We start from the raw sequence: 17850 nt of genomic DNA on the forward strand, positions 1-17850 counted from the left end.
ATACAGCAATGAATACAGATCCGTTTATTATCCTAATTACGGCGTTACTAATCATATTATGGTTATACGCCTCTTTATCAAAACTATTTCATTTTTCAAACTTTAAAGACTCCATGTCTATCCAGGCATTTCCGGCTTGGCTAGGCAAAATATTAACTATCGTATTACCGGTAATTGAGTTGACAATAGTGGCTCTTTTGATGGTACCGGCAACCAGGTTAGCGGGAATGTGCTGCTCGTTTTTGCTAATGTGCATGTTTACATTATATATTGCAGGAGCGGTATTCAAATTATATAGGCGGATGCCGTGTGCCTGCGGTGGCCTGTTCAACAAATTAAACTGGAGGGAACATTTAAACGTAAATATCATATTGACTATCATATCCTTAGCCGGAATTTTATGTGAGCTCTATCTTGAACCCGGTATTTAATCGTTCAGTATGATATCCTTTAACCTGATATATAAATTAAACCGGTTAAAATAACGTTTTTTATTGTTGTCCGGGCCCGCTACAGGTGGTGCATATTTTATGATATCTTTAATTTCATCAATTATGTCAGGGCTGTTTACATTAATCGTTTTAAAATATTTTTCGTTATATACCTCGTCAATATTAGGTGCCCCATTATAAATGGGGATAGTGTTACACAAAGAACAGTCGAAAAACTTTTCGGTGACGTAGTTTTTCTCATTACAGTTTTCCAGGGCAATAGAATATTCATAAGGAATTAAGCCGGTGTGTTTAAATTTAATTTCTCCTTTATACCGATCATCCTGTATCGTTAAACCCCGGCCATAAATATCAATATCCAAATCAGACGTAAGTATTTTACGCAACAGCCTCAAACGCAAACCGTAGTTACCCGTTTCAAAACTTAGAGACGATACGATAATGGAAAGTTTTTTCTTTTTAGTGATCGTTTCAGTATCGTTAAAAAAAGATTTTTCGATATGATCGTGGTAAAACATATACGATGGTTCTTCTATGACTTGTCCGCTAAGCCTAATCCGGAAAGTGTTCTCGAACAAAGCCCGATCATGAATAATGATATAATTGCTGTAGGTTAAAAAAGGATTACTTCTGTTTACATCGCTCCATGTCGGTTCCTGCATAACTGTAATAATTTTTGATCCATGTTTTAACGGTTCGTTTGTTTTGTTAAAAACGACTGCAAAATCATAATCACTACCTGTGGTAAACGTCAATTCATCATCAAAGACGTCGTAATTAGCAATAAACCGGCTCAGAAGATTCACCGAGCGATCATAGTCGGAAAAAAATTTAATTTTCATACCCATAATAGTTTATAGTTTATATACCAACTATATGCCTAAGATAAATACTACCTGTGAAATCCCAGCATCATTACAGATTACGGGACATTTGACCCTGTTACATCCTAATCATTCACTTAATTTTACTTAAGCAACAAATCAAAATCTCATGAACAATATCGAGCCTTTAATCTCCTGCATTTGTGTTACAAGTAACAGGCCAGTGCTTTTGCAACGAGCCATAGCATGTTTTGAAAACCAAACCTACGCCAACAAAGAATTGGTTTTATCTTATCCACGCAATGATATTTTAACAAAAGCTGTTATCGACCAGGTTTTGAAGATCACTGATGCTAAAATGATTGTATTGGAACGAGATGAGGATGAAACGCTTGGTAACGCACGCAACCAGGCAATTGAGGCTGCCAATGGCGAATTTATTTGCATTTGGGATGATGATGACTGGTATCACAATGACAGGGTGCTGCATCAGTATGAGTCTATTAAGGATACGGCTTTTAAAGCCTCGATATTTTTAAATATACTGCTTTACGATTTTACAACTAAAGAGGCCTATCTTTCGCCCTACAGGATGTGGGAAGGAACTTTATTTTGTGAAAAAGAGTTATTCAACAATCAACTATATCTGGATAAAGAACGCGGCGAAGACACCGCCGTTGTTTTTAACTTGTATATGAATAACGTGCTATTTAATATCCTTGAATCTTCTTATATGTATGTGTACATTTATCATGGAAATAACACATGGGGTGAAAGTCATTTTAATCTCTATTTCCTAAATTCCATTCCGCTTGATGAAAAAGTTAGCAAACAGATTGCCGAACTAACCAAGTTAGATTATTATCGCCTGCAGTAGACGGAAGAGTTTAACCCCTTCTCCTTGTAGCCCAGATAGGCGAAAGCATGCCGTGTTTATTAAAATCAAGAAAATAGGTATCGTCAGGAATTACTTCAGAACCATATATTTTTCTAATAACACTAAAAACACTCTGATCGTGCCGATGATCAATAAATTGGTTATTTTGAATAGTAAGGTCCTTTGCATCTGTAAACAATGATGGTTTTTCAAGTAACGTTTGATACCATTTCTCTATCAGGAAATCAGCATGACCACATTTTTTTAAAATAACGGAGGTAGCCATCAACTGATCTGATTTTAAAATTTCATCAGAAGCATTAAAATACTCAATAACTTCCTGCTTTGTATATTCAATTTCTTTATGTGGAAGCTCAAAGCCCAGAGATCCTGTATCCGAATCACTCACAAGTTCAAGATATTGTTTAAAACGTTCTTTTCCGTGTGAGTTGATGGTACACCCGGCATCACAATAAACCAGCATATCGTCATTATGCAATACATTGAACATTTTGTGCATAAGCCAGGGCTTCCATATCCAATATCCGCCGCCCCTGGGACAATTCAAAATATCCCTGAAATGATGCTTAAATTGCGGATCTAAATCCTGTGGCGTAAATACATGTACTTCATCAAAAAACCCGGAAACCTCCGCCATTATTTTTAGAAGTTCCCGTTGATGTGTATATTGTTTATCACCATAAGTAACCAGATAAGTTTTCATTGCAGGTTAATTAAATACCTTCATTTGATATAGCAAGCACAACCTGAAGATCATTCTTTGCAAACTTCAACGCTATGCCTTCATTAAACAGAATATTATATAAACTAATAAGCCTTCCATTACCCTCGACTATTGTAAACGGGCCGGTGGCATTTTTTGCCAATAATGTAATGCCCGTTAGTTGGACAGTCCGGTGCTTTTTTCTAAGCGCATTCATAATATTAGATATCCTGGGATTTAAATCAGGATTTTGACGGATGATATGGGCCCCGTAATTGATCTTGTAGGTGTTATTGGTCACCATGGCAAGATCAGGAACCGTTAAAGTATTTAGTCGGTTAAATTCGTTTTGAGTAATATCTAATGCTGCAAGGTACCATGCGGCGTCTTCGGCAATGCAATCGATTAAACAAAGGTGCCTGTACTTTAAAGCTCTGTTGATCCCCTCTTTTTCAAGTTCGATTTTTTGCGATAACAAAAGTTTCAATGTTTTATAAAGTTCGGCCGAGTTTGATGACAGGAGATCAACATGCACTTCGCCAATGGCCCAGCGGCGCATCATTTCATGTTTGGTAATTTGTTCCAGCAGCCTCATATTGTTTAGCGGTTATATCGGTTGTTTAGCCAATTTAACAAAAATGTAAAGTCGTTTCCCCGCGTTTGCAATTTGGGGACATTTGACCTTATGATACGCACGCTGCTTTCGTGAAAAGTTATCAGGATTTCCTCAATTACTATTTGGCGAATTTTAAAAATCGCTGATTAATTGATTTTTAACGACTTGATTTCGGGTCATTTGGCCCTAGATGCCAGCAAGCCTTTTCTATAACTTTAATTAACAATAACAAAAGGGTAAGCCGAAAACCTTGCAACAGAGTAGGCCTGGAATAAAGTTTTTAATGCTTTTTGATTTATAAAAGCATCATTAATATATGGAGAACGATGAAAAAAAAAGTTGGTATGCACATATTTATGGAGACCCTTTTGATCCCAAATGCTACTACAAAACAAACAAAAAGTCAGAATTCTGTATTGGGAAACTGATAGGTTCCATCTACGCGGATGGAACGGGAGTACACCCTGATGAGTTTTCGGCCGAATTAAAAGAACTTATTGCGGATGCATTGATGTCTGGCATATCACAACCGGAAGAACGCGATAAGACTGTTGTTTTTATGAAACATTAATTATAAGGTCATGGAATTTCCTTTAGTTTCATGTATAATGCCTACGGCAAACAGGCAGAAATACATACCGCTTGCATTGAATTATTTTATGCGCCAGGATTACCCCAACACCGAACTGGTTATTATTGACGATGGGATAACATCATCAAGAGATCTGATACCGGATGACCCGAGAATCAGATATTTTTATTCGGCACCTTTAGGAACGATCGGATTAAAACGCAACTACGCCTGCGAAATTTCCAAAGGCGAAATAATTGTTCACTGGGATGATGATGACTGGTATGCAGATGATTGGGTAAGCAGACAGGTAAAAGCATTAAATGCCTCGGGAGCAGATATTACAGGACTAAATAATGTTGTATTTTATTCGCCTGCATTAAACAAGCGGTGGAGGTATGAGGATACCGAAACCGATAAACCCTGGATTTGCGGAGCTACCATGGCTTATAAAAAAAGCTTTTGGGAGCAACATCGTTTTCCGGACCTGCAAGTGGGCGAAGATTATGACTTTGTATGGAACTCTGGCGCTAAAACTTTTGCGTTAGGTTATCTGGAAGGCTTCATAGCCCTTTTGCATCAACATAATACCAGTATCAAGCCGGTAGAGAACCCAAAACATAAAAAAAACCCGGTAGGCTGGGAGGGCGCTGCCGCAGAAAATGCCGAATCATGAAAACACCATATGTATCCTGCATTATGCCTACCGCAAACAGGGATTTATACATCCCGCTGGCTGTCGATTATTTTTTAAATCAAGATTACCGTGATGCGGAGTTGATTATTATTGACGATGGAAAGGTATCTGTTAGAGACCTATTGCCAGACCATTACAGAATAAGATATTATTATACTGCCCCGCTGGGCACTATAGGAGCAAAACGCAATTACGCATGTGAGTTGGCAAAAGGGGAAATCATAATGCATTGGGATGATGATGATTACTATGCCCATGATTGGATAAGCAAACAAGTAGATGCGCTGGAGCAATCAGGCGCTGACATTTGCGGATTAGATGAAATTATCTTCTTCTCTCCTTTAAGAAAAAAGTACTGGAGTTACGCAGGTAGCGAACCCGGCCGCCCCTGGCTGGCTGGGGCCACTATGGCCTATTGGAAATTTTTTTGGGAAAAACACCCTTTTAAAGATCTGCAAATTGGCGAAGACTATGATTACGTCTGGAATTCAGGTGCCACAATCCATGCTCATGATTATAGGGATGGGTTTATCGCAACGCTGCATGCACGTAATACAACACTGAAAACCTTTGAAAATCCAATTGATAAAAAAAACGCCAGTCCGTTTATGAAAGTAACCTTTGAGGGAAATGCTGAAAACCCTGAAACAGAGTAAGCATAACTATTTAAACCTATATAACTATATGCCATGGTATAAATTTATTGACAACGATCTTGATATCTGCGATCCGGATAGTTATGAGATGTTAGAAAAGGCGCCAGACTGCGTTGACGGATGCTATTTATATGCCATTTTTGCCGACCCAATTCCTGATGATCCGCTGCTGCGGCCTGATATAGATAGTACGCCGGGATTGCTTTTTTATATTATCCGCGCTTTAGCAAAAGGCAAAGGACAACCTGTTTCGCTCTCGCCTCCTGTGCCACTGGAGGTCAGAATGTCTCCTGTCCCTACCAGGGCAGAATCCACAAAAAACCTCCCCGCTGACTATGGGACACTTGACCCTGTTACAGAGCAAAAGTAAGTGTTAATTTAGTACAGCGATTAATTGCAATTAAAAACATTTGCTTTGCGATGGCGGCCGGCGGAGGGCAGATGTTAAGCGTGTTTTGAATATTTTTATTGTCTGCAGCAGTATCGGTAATCAAAACATGTAATCAGTCTGGAGACAGGCGACAGGGGGAAACCGAAAACCCTAACCAGAGTAGGTCTTAAAATTTAAAGTTTTCTGATTCTTTTTGATTTATAAAGGAATCCAATATTATGGCAAGATCATGGTATACCTATGGTGGTGGTGACTACGACCAACCATCAAGCTACCTTTATGCAACTACTAAACCTGCGTGCAGAACCGGTTATAATTTGTGCAGTATTTATGCAGCTTATGGTGGTGTGTTCCCGGCAGTAATAAGTGATAATTTGTTAACATATATTAGTAACGGCTTGGCAAACGGCGTCCCTGAACCACAAATTCCTGCTGGAGCAAAGAAATATATTTACATGAAAACTATCGCTTAATTACCCTTTTAACAAAAAAGCTGTCCCTAAAAAGACAGCTTTTTTGTTTGTCATTTATTCTACCAAAGTTTTCAGTTTTCTTTACTATTGAGCTCTTTTTATCCAGCTTTTTATTAAGTCAGCTTTATAATTTAAAATCCGCTGTCGTCCAACGCAAAGGTATTTTTCCTGTCTTTCCATTTACCCCGGGTAAAGTCCGGGAACTCCTGCGGTGCGTTTCCTTCTTTTAATGATTTTGTTGATAACGGTGTGATCACACTCATGGTAACAGAATCATAAACATCAATAGGGGTTTGTTTCTTTTGTTTAACAGCCTCAACAAAAGCGTTAAATACAAACCAGTCCATACCTCCATGGCCAGCGCCCTCAGCAAATTTTTCATATTTTTTCCATAGCGGGTGGTCATACTTGTCAAACCAGGTTTGCGCCGGGTCCCAGGCATCATCTTCTTTTGATTTATGGTCGATATAAACACTGTTGGCAACGTCCATCCAAAGGCCCTTGGTGCCCTGTACCCTAAAACCTAGAGAGTATGGACGCGGTAAATGGGTGTCATGGCTCAGCAATACAGTCTCACCATTTGCACAGTTGATCATGGTGGTAGTTACATCGCCGTTTTTATAATTGATCCTGGCATTTTTGTTGCCCGGCGACTGTTCCTCAACGTAGGCCGCCAAACCCCTGGCCTTGGAACTAACCGACACCAGATTGGTGAAGCGGTTTCCGGCATTAATATTGGCATAATGCATACAAGGCCCGGCGCCATGGGTTGGATAAATATCTCCGTCGACATCAATATTAAATTGGGTGCGCCACTGGGCTTCGCTTAGGGCAGCGGGTCCAAATTCAACTCCACCGCCATAGTACTGTTTGCCATTGTTAAACAATACACCCCGCAGGTTATGCTGGTAACCGCCTTCCAGGTGTACAATTTCACCAAAAACATCCTGGCGTGCCATATTCAGGGCAGCCATAACATCGCGGCGATAGCATACATTTTCAAGCGTCATATAAGGCATCCCGGTTTTTTCGGATGTATTAACAATATCCCAGTGATCTTCGACCGTAAGGCCGGCAATTACTTCGCAGCCCACATATTTGCCCGCCTTCATGGCATCAATAGCCTGCGAATGGTGAAACTGCCATGGGGTAGCTATGATTACTGCATCTATATCTTTACGATCAAGCAGCTTTTTATAAGCGTCCAACCCGCCGGTATATTCTTTGATAGGCGCATGCCCTTTCCCGGCTACAAACTCCCTGAAGATCTTTAATGAGCTTTCCTGGATATCGCATACCGCTACAATTTCAACGTCATCCCGCAACAGGCCCTCGGTTACGTGGCTCATGCCGCGTGCGCCAACGCCTATATAACCTAGTTTTATTTTTTGAGTTTCGGCTGCAAAAAGGCTACCGCCCGGAAGTATGGTAAAACCCGCGGCTGCGATAGCGCTATGTTTTAAAAATGTTCTTCTTTCCATATTGATTGTATAATTGACATTTCATCCGTTTAGGCGAATGATAGTTTGGTTAATTATTTTAAGTTTATCTGGCGGTGTCTTTGTGACCCGAAACAGCGTAATAAAATATATAAGCGTAACAAGGCAGCATACTGCATAAAAATGCCAGCTGCGTTGGTAATGATCTGGCTAAAGCAGCATATACCTGCGGTAATACTGCGCCACCGGCTATCCCCATGATCAGCAGGGCCGAACCCAGTTTTGTATATTTACCCAGGCCTTTAATAGCAAGCGGAAAAATAGCGGGCCACATCAGCGAATTGGCAAAACCCAACAGGGCTATAAATACAATGCTGATATAACCATGCGTAAAGTAGGCGGCAATACTAAACAGGATACCTACAATAGCAGAGATCATTAAAGCTTTTTCCTGGCTGATATATTTGGGAATGGTTGCAATACCGATTATATAACCGATCACCATTGACGCGAGCGTATAAGAGGTAAATATCTTAGTTTGGTCAAGGCTCATCCCCAATGATTTGCCGTAGGTACCGATCACATCTCCGGCCATAACCTCAACCCCTACGTATAAGAATAAACACAGGACACCCAGATTAAGATTGCGATACTTAAATATGCTGGTTTTTGAAGCCACCACAGCTCCATCTTCGTTTACATGGTCTTTTTCGGTATTGATCTCAGGCAATGATGAGTATTTGATCAGTAACGCCAGCATAATTAGCACGATAGCTATTATAATGTAAGGCAACACTACACGCATGGCCAGCTGACTCAATAAAGCCTCTTTTTGCGCCGCATCTGTAATTGTTTTTAGCTGGTTCTCAATACCCTGCGCCCCTTTTAGCACCAGTGCGCTTAATATTAGCGGACTTAATGCGCCGGCAACTTTATTACAGATCCCCATGATGCTGATGCGTTGTGCAGCGCTTTCAATAGGGCCCACAATGGCGATATAGGGATTAGATGCTGTTTGCAGCAATGACAAACCCATACCCTGTACAAACAGACCGATAAGGAACAATGGAAACGTACGGGTATTAGCAGCCGGTATAAATATTAACGCTCCTATAGCCATAACAAACAACCCAAGCGACATTCCGTTTTTGAAGCCGGTTCTTTTAAGGATATGTGATGATGGAATAGATAAAAAGAAATACGCCATATAAAAGGCCGAAGTTACCAGCAACGCCTGTGACGTATTAAGCTGGCAGGCTAACTGCAAAAATGGAATGAGCGTACCGTTTAACCAGGTTACAAAACCAAAAACGAAGAAGAGTGCGCCGATAATGACTATGGGATTTACTGTTTTTTTAACCGGTTGCGGCGGGAGTTGAGCTGTTGTCATCTAAATATTAAGCTAGTTATCAATTAAAAGTATCCCAATATATTTAAAGTAATTTAAAATGCGGCCTGTTAAGCGTACAATAAACCCACATCAGCTCGCATTTTTTCACTGATGTGGGTTAGCGTTATGGTGTCTTATAATTTTACCTGTAAAAATCCAGACGAGGTTGAATTATTGGCAGGGATAGCACCTAGTTGCGCATAGCCGGATGTACTTTCAACAATAGCAAAATTAATGGCTCCCTTTAAACTGCCAAGTTTGTCTTTTTTGATGGAAAACTCAATTACATTTTTACCGCTGACGGTTTTTATAGCTGAATAATGCAGTACATCGGCGATGTCAAATATGGGCGAGAACGAAAAGCTTGCGGGGTCGCCGGTATGGGTGTATAAACTTCCCCAACCGCCAGCCAGGCTGCCTTCAAGCAAAAATTCCGCACCTGATCCTACCGGGTACTGGCCAGTTGTAAAACCGGTTTTAGGATTGTTATCGGCATCGATATACATATCGATGATAGCAAATTGCATAGCCGGGGTACCTTCCAGGTAAAAATTAATATCGGTTGGCGAGGCGAAGGTTTTTATCCCAAGTAATGTGCCGCCGTTTACCGCGTCAGTGTTGGTGAACGAATAATCAACGTATTGCCAATCGGTAAAATCGCCGTCGATCTTAATATTGGGGCCGATGATACTAACTGTATCGGTAAAAGTACTTATTGTAGAACCCTGTTTTGCGGTTAAGGTAACCAAAAAGTCGCCTTTACTTTTAAAGATATGCTGCGGTGATTTTTTGGTTGACTTTTCGTTGCTATTATCGCCAAAATCCCAGCTATACTCTGACGCGTTTTGCGAGAAATTGGTAAAGTTAACATTAAAGCCGTCGGCAACGTAACTAAACACAGCCTTGGTGCCGCTGCCCTGATCGTTCTTTTTACATGCGCTTATGCTCAGCATAATTAATGCCGTGCAGCATAGGTATATAATATTCTTTTTCATTGTTTTAATATTTTAAAGATTACATAATTTTTAAAGTCGATTTCAAATCATTCATCCCGCCATTATCCACAACCCAGGTATCTTTATTAGCTAGCCTTACTGCATATTCTACCCTGCCTTTTAAGCCGGGTGCCTGGTCTGCAATACGCAGATAAAGTGCGTAAGTGCCCGCTGGGATACCGTTCAGGCTTACAGACTCATCAAGCTTAACTGTAGTGGCCGGTTTTATGCCACGGATGTCATAGGTAAGTGGTGCCTCATAATAAGTACCGGTGGCTGTATTTTTTAAGATGATGCTGGTCGTTTTTTTATTGTAAAGTGGCGCATAACCTACGTTAGTGATATTTATGCCCAATTTTAAATTCCCGTTTACGGCGGCCTGAGCCGGCAATACAGCATTTACCAGTGCAAGGCGATATCCCAGGTTCCTTAAAAACTCATCAAAACATCCGGATGTTTTCCAGCCGTTAAGTGTTGGCTGGTAATAATCCATGTTCAGATAGGTCCATCTTAACAATTTCATTTGGGTCCGCCCCTGGTCGCAACTGCTTGAATAGCCACCAATCGGCGGACAGGTTTCGCCACCTACCGGCACATACAAGGCTTCATTGCTAACATATTGCTTCTCAAGCGCGACGTTTGCATAAGTTCCATAGTCGTCGGTGCTGGATAAAAAACAATCGTTGTGCTGTCCTACCCTTGCAATGTCAGTACCAGAGTAACCCTGCGCTGCGGTAATAGCCACGGCCGTACCAAATACCTGCTGTTTTTGTAAAGGCGTGCGTACCTGTACCATAATGTCGGTTGGCACCACGCTTAACAGTTTTGTAAGTATGGTCTTTTCGTTATCGGGAGTGGCCAGTCCGTTAGTGGAATCATGCCATTCGCCATAATCGCCGATAAAACCAGCCTGAACAAATGCTATCACATCTTTATTAGCCTCAAGAACGGGCTTTAGCTGGTCCATATGCTGCTGAACTATAGCAAGTGGGGCATCGGTATCGGTTTCAGTATAAGCGAAGCGTACAACGCCTTTAAGGCCGGCATTACGTATTGTATTCAGGTCGGTCTGGATAAAATTAAGATATGCCTGGTCAATTGCTTTATTCTTGAAGTCCGACAGATAGAAAACCCGTACTATAAGTGTTGTATTTAGATTTACACGAAAAGTATTTAACGACACCGGATCCAAAGGGGTATTTGTGGTATATGTTTTAGTAAATCCCCGCTCAGGATTTGGAAATATATCCGTAGACTGTTCAAACTTAATACCGTCATCCGTGGTAACAACCGGGGGAATGCTGCCGCCCCCGGCATTGCTTTTTTTACAGGCTACAAATATGCCGCAGCACAACAAAATAACTATAGCGCCCGCGCCAGCCACTTTATTAAAATTCTTCATCTTCATCATCTTATAGTTTTAAGTTCTCTAAATCTAAATATAATCACTTAAAGCAATTTTAATTATAACCCGGGTTCTGGATAAACTTACCCTTGCCCTCGGCAACACGATCTGGTGAAAAAGGATATAGTACTTTGTATTGGTTGGTTAATGTTGAATGCTTAACCTCCTGACAGCGTGATACAAACTTGCCCATGCGGATCAAATCTGCACGGTACTGGCCATTTTCGCACCAAAACTCGTGACTTCTTTCTAAAAGGATCAGGTCATTAAATTGCGATAATGAACTGTATGATGCCAGTGGCTTTGCTGCCAAACCTGCTCTGGCACGGATGGTTGTTACCAAATCCATAGCTTCCTGATTAGGGCCCGAGATATTGGCGATAGCTTCTGCTTTTGATAACAGCACGTCGGCATAGCGATACATGATAATATCAACAGTGGTTAAACCCGTGGTGCGCGCAGCATCCTGGTTTATTTTAAGTGGTATAGGCCCGTAGTTAATCAGCGTACCCGGGTTGGCCCTGTTGTACGTAATGCCGTCTGTACCGGTAAACTCAGTTATCAGCATGGTTTTGCGTTTGTCGTTACTTTCAAAGCTGTCATAAAAATACCAGGTGCTTTGGATAGTACCGAAGCCGCCTTTCGGTGCAAACACCGCCGGCAATACCATCAGCTGCCATTGGTTTTCGCTTGTGCCTGCATAATCGCAAGGGATGGCCCAGATCACTTCTCTACTGTTCTTGGCACCTTCCAAATCCCACATGCCTACGTAATTCGGATCGATCGTGTAATAGCCGTAACCTATAATGTCATTACATAAGGTTAAAACCTCGGCCCAGTTCTTTTCATGAAGATCCAACCTAATCTGGATCATCTTTGCCAAAGCTTTATTAAACCTGCCGTATTCAGCCTCTGCAGGTGCAGGCAGATCAGCTGCCGCAGCAACCAGGTCGGCTTTAATATAATCAACCATTTCCTGGTTTGATAAACGGGCAAGTGTCACCTCTTTTAACGGGTTTTGTAAAACACTAAGCGGGGCAATTACCAGCGGCCCGTATAAATCAAATAAGGTATAGGCTAAAAGTCCGCGGGCACAGCGTACCTCGGCAATAGCTTTCTTTTTCAAATCATCACTTACTGTTGATTTTTGGATCAGATTAATCGTATTGGTCATCATGCTGATCTTATTATAATAATCATCATAATAATGAGTGAAGGCAGCATCCTTCGGCAGATAGCTTTGCAGCGTAGCCGTGTTTTGGTCGCCATAAGGACCATATAATGTTTCTGTTGTAGCATCTGACAAAAACATCACACCTTTTTCTGAGGTTGAGAAAATACCATTGCTATATGAACCCCTTAATGGATAATAGGCAGCATTAACCATTGCATCTAGGTCTGCCGCTGTTTTTGGGAAAATGGCCGGGTTAATCTCCGAATAATTAATGGACACAAGGTCCTTAGTACAACTGCTTAGTAGTACTACGATCGACGCGATTATTAATTTATATCTTTTCATCTTTTATATCTTTTAGTTCCAATTAAAATGTAACGTTTATACCAGCTAAGAACGACCTGATATTAGGATAAGCTGCTGTATATGAATCTGTTTCAGGATCAACACCTTTATAAGGTGTTATCACAAAAATATTTTGACCGTCTAAATGGAAACGGATAGAAGACACCGCCCCTTTTGCCCATTTAACCGGAATATCATAACCTATAGAAACATTTTGCAACCTGATAAACCAGGCATTCTCCATAAAAAAATCACCTACCGGATATGGAGAGAACCCATAAAATGAACTTGGTTGAGAATTGGTTGGATTTGTTGGTGTCCACCTGTTTTTAACGGTTCTTAAAGCATTATAACCGTTAGAGTATATGCCATAAGCGCTAACACCGTAAGTCACATAATTAGGATCTTGCATTGACCGGCCAAACAACCCGTTAAAGTCAAAATTAAGCGAGAACCTTTTATAGGTAAAAATATTGGTGATACCCGCCATAGCACTTGGGTCTGTAGTACCAAACAACTTTTCATCTGCATTATCAATAATACCATCCGGTTTTCCTGTTCTCAAGAACCTGCCGTTGGCATCAACTACCGGGTTACCCTGGGCGTCACGTACATAGCCGTTAATGTCTTTTACTTTGATCATACCGGGTAATAATAACGGTTGCGAAACCGGCGGCGTTTCCCCAATCTGTAAAATACCATCAGACACATAATTATAGTTTGATCGGATAGGATCTTGCGCGCTTTCATAAACATTTGGTTTCCAATCGGGCGAACGTTCTTTCCAGTTGTTTTTATATTTTGAGAAAGTGTATAATGTTCTCCATTGAAAGTTTTCTGTTTTAATATTTCGAACATTGATGCTTACCTCAATCCCCTTGCCCAATGTTTTACCAACATTGTAGAGAATGGTATTGATCTCCTGGTATGAGTTGAGTTTTTTAACATCCAGAAGATCTGAAACAACATTACGGAATACTTCGACCGATCCGTCAACCCTGCCGTTAAAAAGCGAGAAGTCTAAACCTAAGTTAGCAGCCGTAGTAGTTTCCCATTTCAGGTCCGGGTCTTCAAGCCTTGACAGGGAGACACCTGTAAGCCTGGTATCTGAACCTGATAAATAAGCAGAATAAGCACTATAAGCGGCAAACGCATTACTATATTGAATATTATCGCTTACAATGGAAGCATTCCCTGTTTGGCCATAGCTAAACCTAAACTTCAATTGCGATACCGTATTTTTCATTTTAGCAAAGAATGGCTCTTCAGCTACGTTCCATGCAACGGCTGCCGAAGGGAACGTGCCCCATTTATGATTCCTGGCAAACACACTGGCTCCGTCCGTACGTACAGTGGCGGTAAACAAATAGCGGCTATTATAATTATAATTAAAACGGCCAAAATAGGATGCTATTTCATTATTAGAGCCTGCTGATGCCGGGGTTTGAATATTTGTACCTGCGCCTAAATTATTCCACAGGAAAGCATCTGTAATAAAACCTGTAGCGCCTGCACTTGAACTTTGATCAATAAATTTTTGTTTAGAAACTCCACCCAACAACTCAAAATTATGAGCGTGAGCAATTGTTTTTTTATAGTTAGCTGTTGCTTCTAATAAATAGTTATCGCTACTTGCGTTGCCAACAAATGCACGGCCGTGTTCTAAAGCACCTGCCAAGGTTGATGTTGGTATATAACTTTGACGTAATGTAGAACCTCTGTCTACACCAGCTTTAAGCCTAATAACAAGGTCTTTTATAGGTGTAATGTCTAAATATGTATTTAACAGCAAACGTTCAACGCGTCCCTTATCGGTAATAGTTAGTAATGAGTAAGGATTTGGCTGTAATGCTAATTGCGGATTAATTGGGTAATTTCCATCCTCGTCAATAGCTTGAATGTGTGGCCCCTGCTGGATAGCGGCCCTAATAACACCTGAGTTTTCGTATTGATCGCCGCCTAACTGACTGTTTAAATTGTCAATCCGGCTGGCGGTTAAATTAACACTAAGTTTCAAAATCTTGCTCAAATCCTGGTCTATATTGGTACGCAGCGAATAACGTTTTAAACCCGAGTTTTTAATAACCCCATCCTGATCATAATAATTAGCTGATACAAAATATTTGGTTGCTTTGGCACCGCCGGAAATAGACAAGTTCTGCTGCAATGTGGCTCCGTTGCGCGTAACCAATTTTATCCAATCGGTACCTCTGCCCACATTGTTGATTGCATTTTGGGTATACAGTTTACGATAAGGCCCACTTGTCGCGATAGCCTCTGCCACTGTTGTAGTCCCGTAAGGCGCAACATGGTTGTCAAAATTCCATTGCTCCTGCCCTTGTTCGTTTCTTACCTGCATCCACTCATTCAGGGGCAGCACGTCAAACGGATTTTTAAATTTCTGATAGGTATAGTTTGCCGAATAATCAACCTTCGCTTTGCCATCGGCACCATGTTTGGTGGTTATCAAAATAACCCCGCTAGCCGCACGTGAGCCATATATGGCAGTGGCACTCGCATCCTTTAACACTTCAATAGATTCGATATCATTGGGATTAAATGATGTTAAAACACTTTGGGTACCTGCATCATACTTTCCATTTGTTGACGGTTGTGTCAAATCTGAAATAGGGAACCCATCAACAACATATAGCGGCTCTGAACTGCCGTGTACGGGGCCATTACCATTGCCGTTACCGCGCACTAATATATCCAAGCCTCCCCCCGGCTGCGCGCTGTTTTGTACTATAGTTACACCAGCAATTTTACCTTTCAGCATGTTACCAATCTCGGGGCCTTGCCCAAGAACCAGGTCACTTGTTTTTACAGATGACACAGCACCGGTAAGATCCCGTTTCTTTTGGGTACCATAACCAATAACCACAACCTCATTAAGGCCGGTATTTGATTCTTCCAGCGTGACGTTTAAAGCGGTGTTGCCGGTAACGGGGATCTCTTTGGTTGTGAAACCAATTAGCTTAATCACCAATACATCACCAACGTTAGCCTCGATAGAAAAGTTTCCTTTTACATCGGTTGTGGTAGCCGCTGTACCATTTTTAACAGATACAACCACGCCGGGAAGCGGCTCCCCTTTTGCGTCGGTTACCGTCCCGCTGATGGGGGCCTGCCGGCGTTCATCAGCTATGCCCCTGGCTAAGCTTTTAGCCATTGCGGGTAAATACTGCAAGTTTAAAAGCAATATGACCGCAAAAAAGAGCTTCATTTTGTGTAAATAATTGTTATCCATACTTGGTTTTTTAGGTGGTACGTTAGTAAAAGTTAATTCATTAATTATGTGATAGTTATGTATTATTCCTGTAAAATATCTTTGTAAGCAGCTACGGTTTCTGTGATGATCTGCCGTAACTGCGGGCTTTGTTCATATAATTTTGTAAATAGGCTAAACTGTGCTTTGGCGCGTATCAGGTTATGATCAGGATACTCTATTTTAAAATAGGTATCACCTTGCAGATAATCGGTTAAAAACCGCACCCCCTGCATATAAGGCAAAAGCAACATTCCCCATGAAAGCGATTCTACTTCTTTTTCGGTAAGAAAACTACCTGCCGTTTTAAGATAGCCTTCGGTATAAGCCTTAAACAGATCTGTGTTAACCTGTATTTTTTCCAGATCAGGCTCGTCTTCGGCAGCGGTGTTGGTAATTGTCCTGATGGCATCACCAAAATCATAGGCCACGTAACCGGTCATGACCGTATCCAGGTCTATTACACAGATGGCATTGTCATCCGCGTCAAACAAAACATTGTTTAATTTGGTATCATTATGGGTAATCCGTTTAGGTAATAAACCAGCCTGCCCCCATTCATTAATAATACTCATAGCCTGTTCATGGCGGGTAATAATATCTATCTCGGCGCTCACTGCCGAAACCCGGCTTGCTTTATTAACCTGCACCGCCTCGTGAAAATCTTTAAGCCGTTTCTGGATATTATGAAAATCGACAATCGTCTCTGATAACAGCGCCGGATCCATATCCGACAGCGTCGACTGAAAACGGCCGAATGCCATACCCGCTTCATAGGCTTGTCGCGTTGTTTCTGCCACATCATAACTCCTGGAACCGGGGATAAAAAAATAAAGCCGCCAGTAGTTATTGTCACCGTCCCGGTAAAAGCATCCGCCATCTTTGGTATCAATAAGCTGTAATAATTTTTGATTGGTACCCGGGGTAAGTTTACTTTGAAGATGAGCCGTTACCCTGGCGATATTTTCCATCAAACCCAACACATCTTTAAACACCTGATGATTGATCCGTTGCAATAAATAATCGGGATCAGCCGCATTGCTGTTTTTTAATAGGAAAGTATCATTTATATGACCGGTTCCATATTTCCGCACTTCAGAGATCCCTCCTGTTATTTGGAATTTAAGCGCAATAGCAGCTATATCAAAATTAGGTGTGTCCATTAAATATCTTTTGGTTGCTTTTACTGATAAAATACAATTATGTGTTCGTACACTTAAATACTATATATCAGTTTGTTATATATTTCCTAAATATAGTGTGTTCGCACACACAAATGCAAATTTATTTTAAAAAAAAGTTAACGTTATGTAAAAATAAATCCACACATACCGTAAATAAGCTTGATTTAATATAAAATTGACTTTAACAACATGCCGTAACCGGACACATTTACAATTTTCCGGAGGTTTTTATTAGAAAAATGCAGGCAGATTTGAATAACCGATTAAATAAACTGCGATATATCTTTCCTGCTCAAAGCCAACTTACTTCAAACAAAAAAGGTTATTAAATAACTTTAACAACCTTTTTATAGATTAACATTTACCAGG

At 40.9% G+C, this 17850-nt stretch carries 17 protein-coding genes; 7 read left to right on the forward strand and 10 right to left on the reverse strand.

Annotated elements, in window-relative coordinates; genetic code table 11:
* Nucleotides 1-8 precede the first annotated feature (8 nt).
* Nucleotides 9-431 (forward strand): MauE/DoxX family redox-associated membrane protein, encoded by a 423-nt coding sequence (locus tag LJ658_RS20485; protein ID WP_370632929.1) that lies wholly within the window; start codon nucleotides 9-11, stop codon nucleotides 429-431.
* Here the strand turns inward: LJ658_RS20485 and LJ658_RS01825 are convergent.
* Nucleotides 428-1294 (reverse strand): glycosyltransferase family 10 domain-containing protein, encoded by an 867-nt coding sequence (locus tag LJ658_RS01825; RefSeq protein ID WP_230544746.1) that lies wholly within the window; start codon nucleotides 1292-1294, stop codon nucleotides 428-430. The genes LJ658_RS20485 and LJ658_RS01825 overlap by 4 nt on opposite strands.
* A gap of 151 nt (nucleotides 1295-1445) precedes the next feature.
* On the opposite strand from LJ658_RS01825, the gene LJ658_RS01830 reads away from it, so the two are divergent.
* On the forward strand, nucleotides 1446-2153 hold the full coding sequence (locus LJ658_RS01830; protein WP_255670390.1) for a glycosyltransferase: 708 nt from the start codon (nucleotides 1446-1448) through the stop codon (nucleotides 2151-2153).
* 10 nt (nucleotides 2154-2163) lie between these two features.
* Here the strand turns inward: LJ658_RS01830 and LJ658_RS01835 are convergent, their stop codons facing one another.
* Both LJ658_RS01835 and LJ658_RS01840 read right to left on the reverse strand, forming a co-directional pair.
* The gene (locus LJ658_RS01835) at nucleotides 2164-2877 is read right to left on the reverse strand and encodes a hypothetical protein (protein ID WP_230544748.1); all 714 of its coding nucleotides are present in this window, start codon (nucleotides 2875-2877) and stop codon (nucleotides 2164-2166) included.
* A gap of 10 nt (nucleotides 2878-2887) precedes the next feature.
* A complete protein-coding gene (locus LJ658_RS01840) occupies nucleotides 2888-3472 on the reverse strand; it encodes a hypothetical protein (protein ID WP_230544749.1) in 585 nt (194 codons plus the stop codon).
* Nucleotides 3473-3809: 337 nt separating this feature from the next.
* On the opposite strand from LJ658_RS01840, the gene LJ658_RS01845 reads away from it, so the two are divergent.
* The 5 genes from LJ658_RS01845 (at nucleotide 3810) to LJ658_RS01865 (ending at nucleotide 6281) form a co-directional block, all read left to right on the forward strand.
* Complete coding sequence (locus LJ658_RS01845) at nucleotides 3810-4064, forward strand: hypothetical protein (RefSeq protein ID WP_230544750.1); 255 nt, start codon at nucleotides 3810-3812, stop codon at nucleotides 4062-4064.
* A gap of 10 nt (nucleotides 4065-4074) precedes the next feature.
* Nucleotides 4075-4740 carry a glycosyltransferase family A protein gene (locus LJ658_RS01850; protein WP_230544751.1) on the forward strand — a complete coding sequence of 222 codons (666 nt, stop codon included), beginning with the start codon at nucleotides 4075-4077 and terminating at the stop codon, nucleotides 4738-4740.
* The gene (locus LJ658_RS01855; RefSeq protein ID WP_230544752.1) at nucleotides 4737-5417 is read left to right on the forward strand and encodes a glycosyltransferase family A protein; all 681 of its coding nucleotides are present in this window, start codon (nucleotides 4737-4739) and stop codon (nucleotides 5415-5417) included. The genes LJ658_RS01850 and LJ658_RS01855 overlap by 4 nt, the downstream gene beginning before the upstream one ends.
* Nucleotides 5392-5787: a hypothetical protein gene (locus LJ658_RS01860; RefSeq protein WP_230544753.1), complete on the forward strand. Its 396-nt coding sequence runs from the start codon at nucleotides 5392-5394 to the stop codon at nucleotides 5785-5787. Before LJ658_RS01855 ends, LJ658_RS01860 begins: the two co-directional genes overlap by 26 nt.
* A 239-nt stretch (nucleotides 5788-6026) precedes the next feature.
* A complete protein-coding gene (locus LJ658_RS01865) occupies nucleotides 6027-6281 on the forward strand; it encodes a hypothetical protein (RefSeq protein ID WP_230544754.1) in 255 nt (84 codons plus the stop codon).
* A gap of 131 nt (nucleotides 6282-6412) precedes the next feature.
* On the opposite strand, the gene LJ658_RS01870 is transcribed toward LJ658_RS01865, so the two are convergent.
* From LJ658_RS01870 to LJ658_RS01900, 7 genes are all read right to left on the reverse strand, one after another.
* Nucleotides 6413-7762, reverse strand: a complete 1350-nt coding sequence (locus LJ658_RS01870) for a Gfo/Idh/MocA family protein (protein WP_230544755.1) — start codon at nucleotides 7760-7762, stop codon at nucleotides 6413-6415.
* A gap of 64 nt (nucleotides 7763-7826) precedes the next feature.
* A complete protein-coding gene (locus LJ658_RS01875) occupies nucleotides 7827-9110 on the reverse strand; it encodes a sugar MFS transporter (protein ID WP_230544756.1) in 1284 nt (427 codons plus the stop codon).
* 134 nt (nucleotides 9111-9244) lie between these two features.
* Nucleotides 9245-10105, reverse strand: coding sequence for a PKD domain-containing protein (locus LJ658_RS01880; protein ID WP_230544757.1), 861 nt, complete (start codon nucleotides 10103-10105; stop codon nucleotides 9245-9247).
* 19 nt (nucleotides 10106-10124) lie between these two features.
* Nucleotides 10125-11516: a DUF4832 domain-containing protein gene (locus tag LJ658_RS01885; RefSeq protein ID WP_230544758.1), complete on the reverse strand. Its 1392-nt coding sequence runs from the start codon at nucleotides 11514-11516 to the stop codon at nucleotides 10125-10127.
* Nucleotides 11517-11565: 49 nt separating this feature from the next.
* On the reverse strand, nucleotides 11566-13029 hold the full coding sequence (locus LJ658_RS01890; protein ID WP_230544759.1) for a RagB/SusD family nutrient uptake outer membrane protein: 1464 nt from the start codon (nucleotides 13027-13029) through the stop codon (nucleotides 11566-11568).
* A gap of 22 nt (nucleotides 13030-13051) precedes the next feature.
* Nucleotides 13052-16201: a TonB-dependent receptor gene (locus LJ658_RS01895; RefSeq protein WP_230544760.1), complete on the reverse strand. Its 3150-nt coding sequence runs from the start codon at nucleotides 16199-16201 to the stop codon at nucleotides 13052-13054.
* 140 nt (nucleotides 16202-16341) lie between these two features.
* A complete protein-coding gene (locus LJ658_RS01900) occupies nucleotides 16342-17460 on the reverse strand; it encodes a phosphotransferase enzyme family protein (RefSeq protein ID WP_230544761.1) in 1119 nt (372 codons plus the stop codon).
* Nucleotides 17461-17850: the final 390 nt, after the last annotated feature.

The sequence above is a fragment of the Mucilaginibacter sp. UR6-11 genome, from assembly GCF_020880695.1.
GTDB lineage: Bacteria > Bacteroidota > Bacteroidia > Sphingobacteriales > Sphingobacteriaceae > Mucilaginibacter.

Coding starts and splice junctions, on each gene's coding strand:
- LJ658_RS20485 (WP_370632929.1), top strand. CDS start 9: ATGAATACAGATCCGTTTATTATCCTAATTACGGCGTTACTAATCATA.
- LJ658_RS01825 (WP_230544746.1), bottom strand. CDS start 1,294: ATGAAAATTAAATTTTTTTCCGACTATGATCGCTCGGTGAATCTTCTG.
- LJ658_RS01830 (WP_255670390.1), top strand. CDS start 1,446: ATGAACAATATCGAGCCTTTAATCTCCTGCATTTGTGTTACAAGTAAC.
- LJ658_RS01835 (WP_230544748.1), bottom strand. CDS start 2,877: ATGAAAACTTATCTGGTTACTTATGGTGATAAACAATATACACATCAA.
- LJ658_RS01840 (WP_230544749.1), bottom strand. CDS start 3,472: ATGAGGCTGCTGGAACAAATTACCAAACATGAAATGATGCGCCGCTGG.
- LJ658_RS01845 (WP_230544750.1), top strand. CDS start 3,810: ATGGAGAACGATGAAAAAAAAAGTTGGTATGCACATATTTATGGAGAC.
- LJ658_RS01850 (WP_230544751.1), top strand. CDS start 4,075: ATGGAATTTCCTTTAGTTTCATGTATAATGCCTACGGCAAACAGGCAG.
- LJ658_RS01855 (WP_230544752.1), top strand. CDS start 4,737: ATGAAAACACCATATGTATCCTGCATTATGCCTACCGCAAACAGGGAT.
- LJ658_RS01860 (WP_230544753.1), top strand. CDS start 5,392: ATGCTGAAAACCCTGAAACAGAGTAAGCATAACTATTTAAACCTATAT.
- LJ658_RS01865 (WP_230544754.1), top strand. CDS start 6,027: ATGGCAAGATCATGGTATACCTATGGTGGTGGTGACTACGACCAACCA.
- LJ658_RS01870 (WP_230544755.1), bottom strand. CDS start 7,762: ATGGAAAGAAGAACATTTTTAAAACATAGCGCTATCGCAGCCGCGGGT.
- LJ658_RS01875 (WP_230544756.1), bottom strand. CDS start 9,110: ATGACAACAGCTCAACTCCCGCCGCAACCGGTTAAAAAAACAGTAAAT.
- LJ658_RS01880 (WP_230544757.1), bottom strand. CDS start 10,105: ATGAAAAAGAATATTATATACCTATGCTGCACGGCATTAATTATGCTG.
- LJ658_RS01885 (WP_230544758.1), bottom strand. CDS start 11,516: ATGATGAAGATGAAGAATTTTAATAAAGTGGCTGGCGCGGGCGCTATA.
- LJ658_RS01890 (WP_230544759.1), bottom strand. CDS start 13,029: ATGAAAAGATATAAATTAATAATCGCGTCGATCGTAGTACTACTAAGC.
- LJ658_RS01895 (WP_230544760.1), bottom strand. CDS start 16,201: ATGGCTAAAAGCTTAGCCAGGGGCATAGCTGATGAACGCCGGCAGGCC.
- LJ658_RS01900 (WP_230544761.1), bottom strand. CDS start 17,460: ATGGACACACCTAATTTTGATATAGCTGCTATTGCGCTTAAATTCCAA.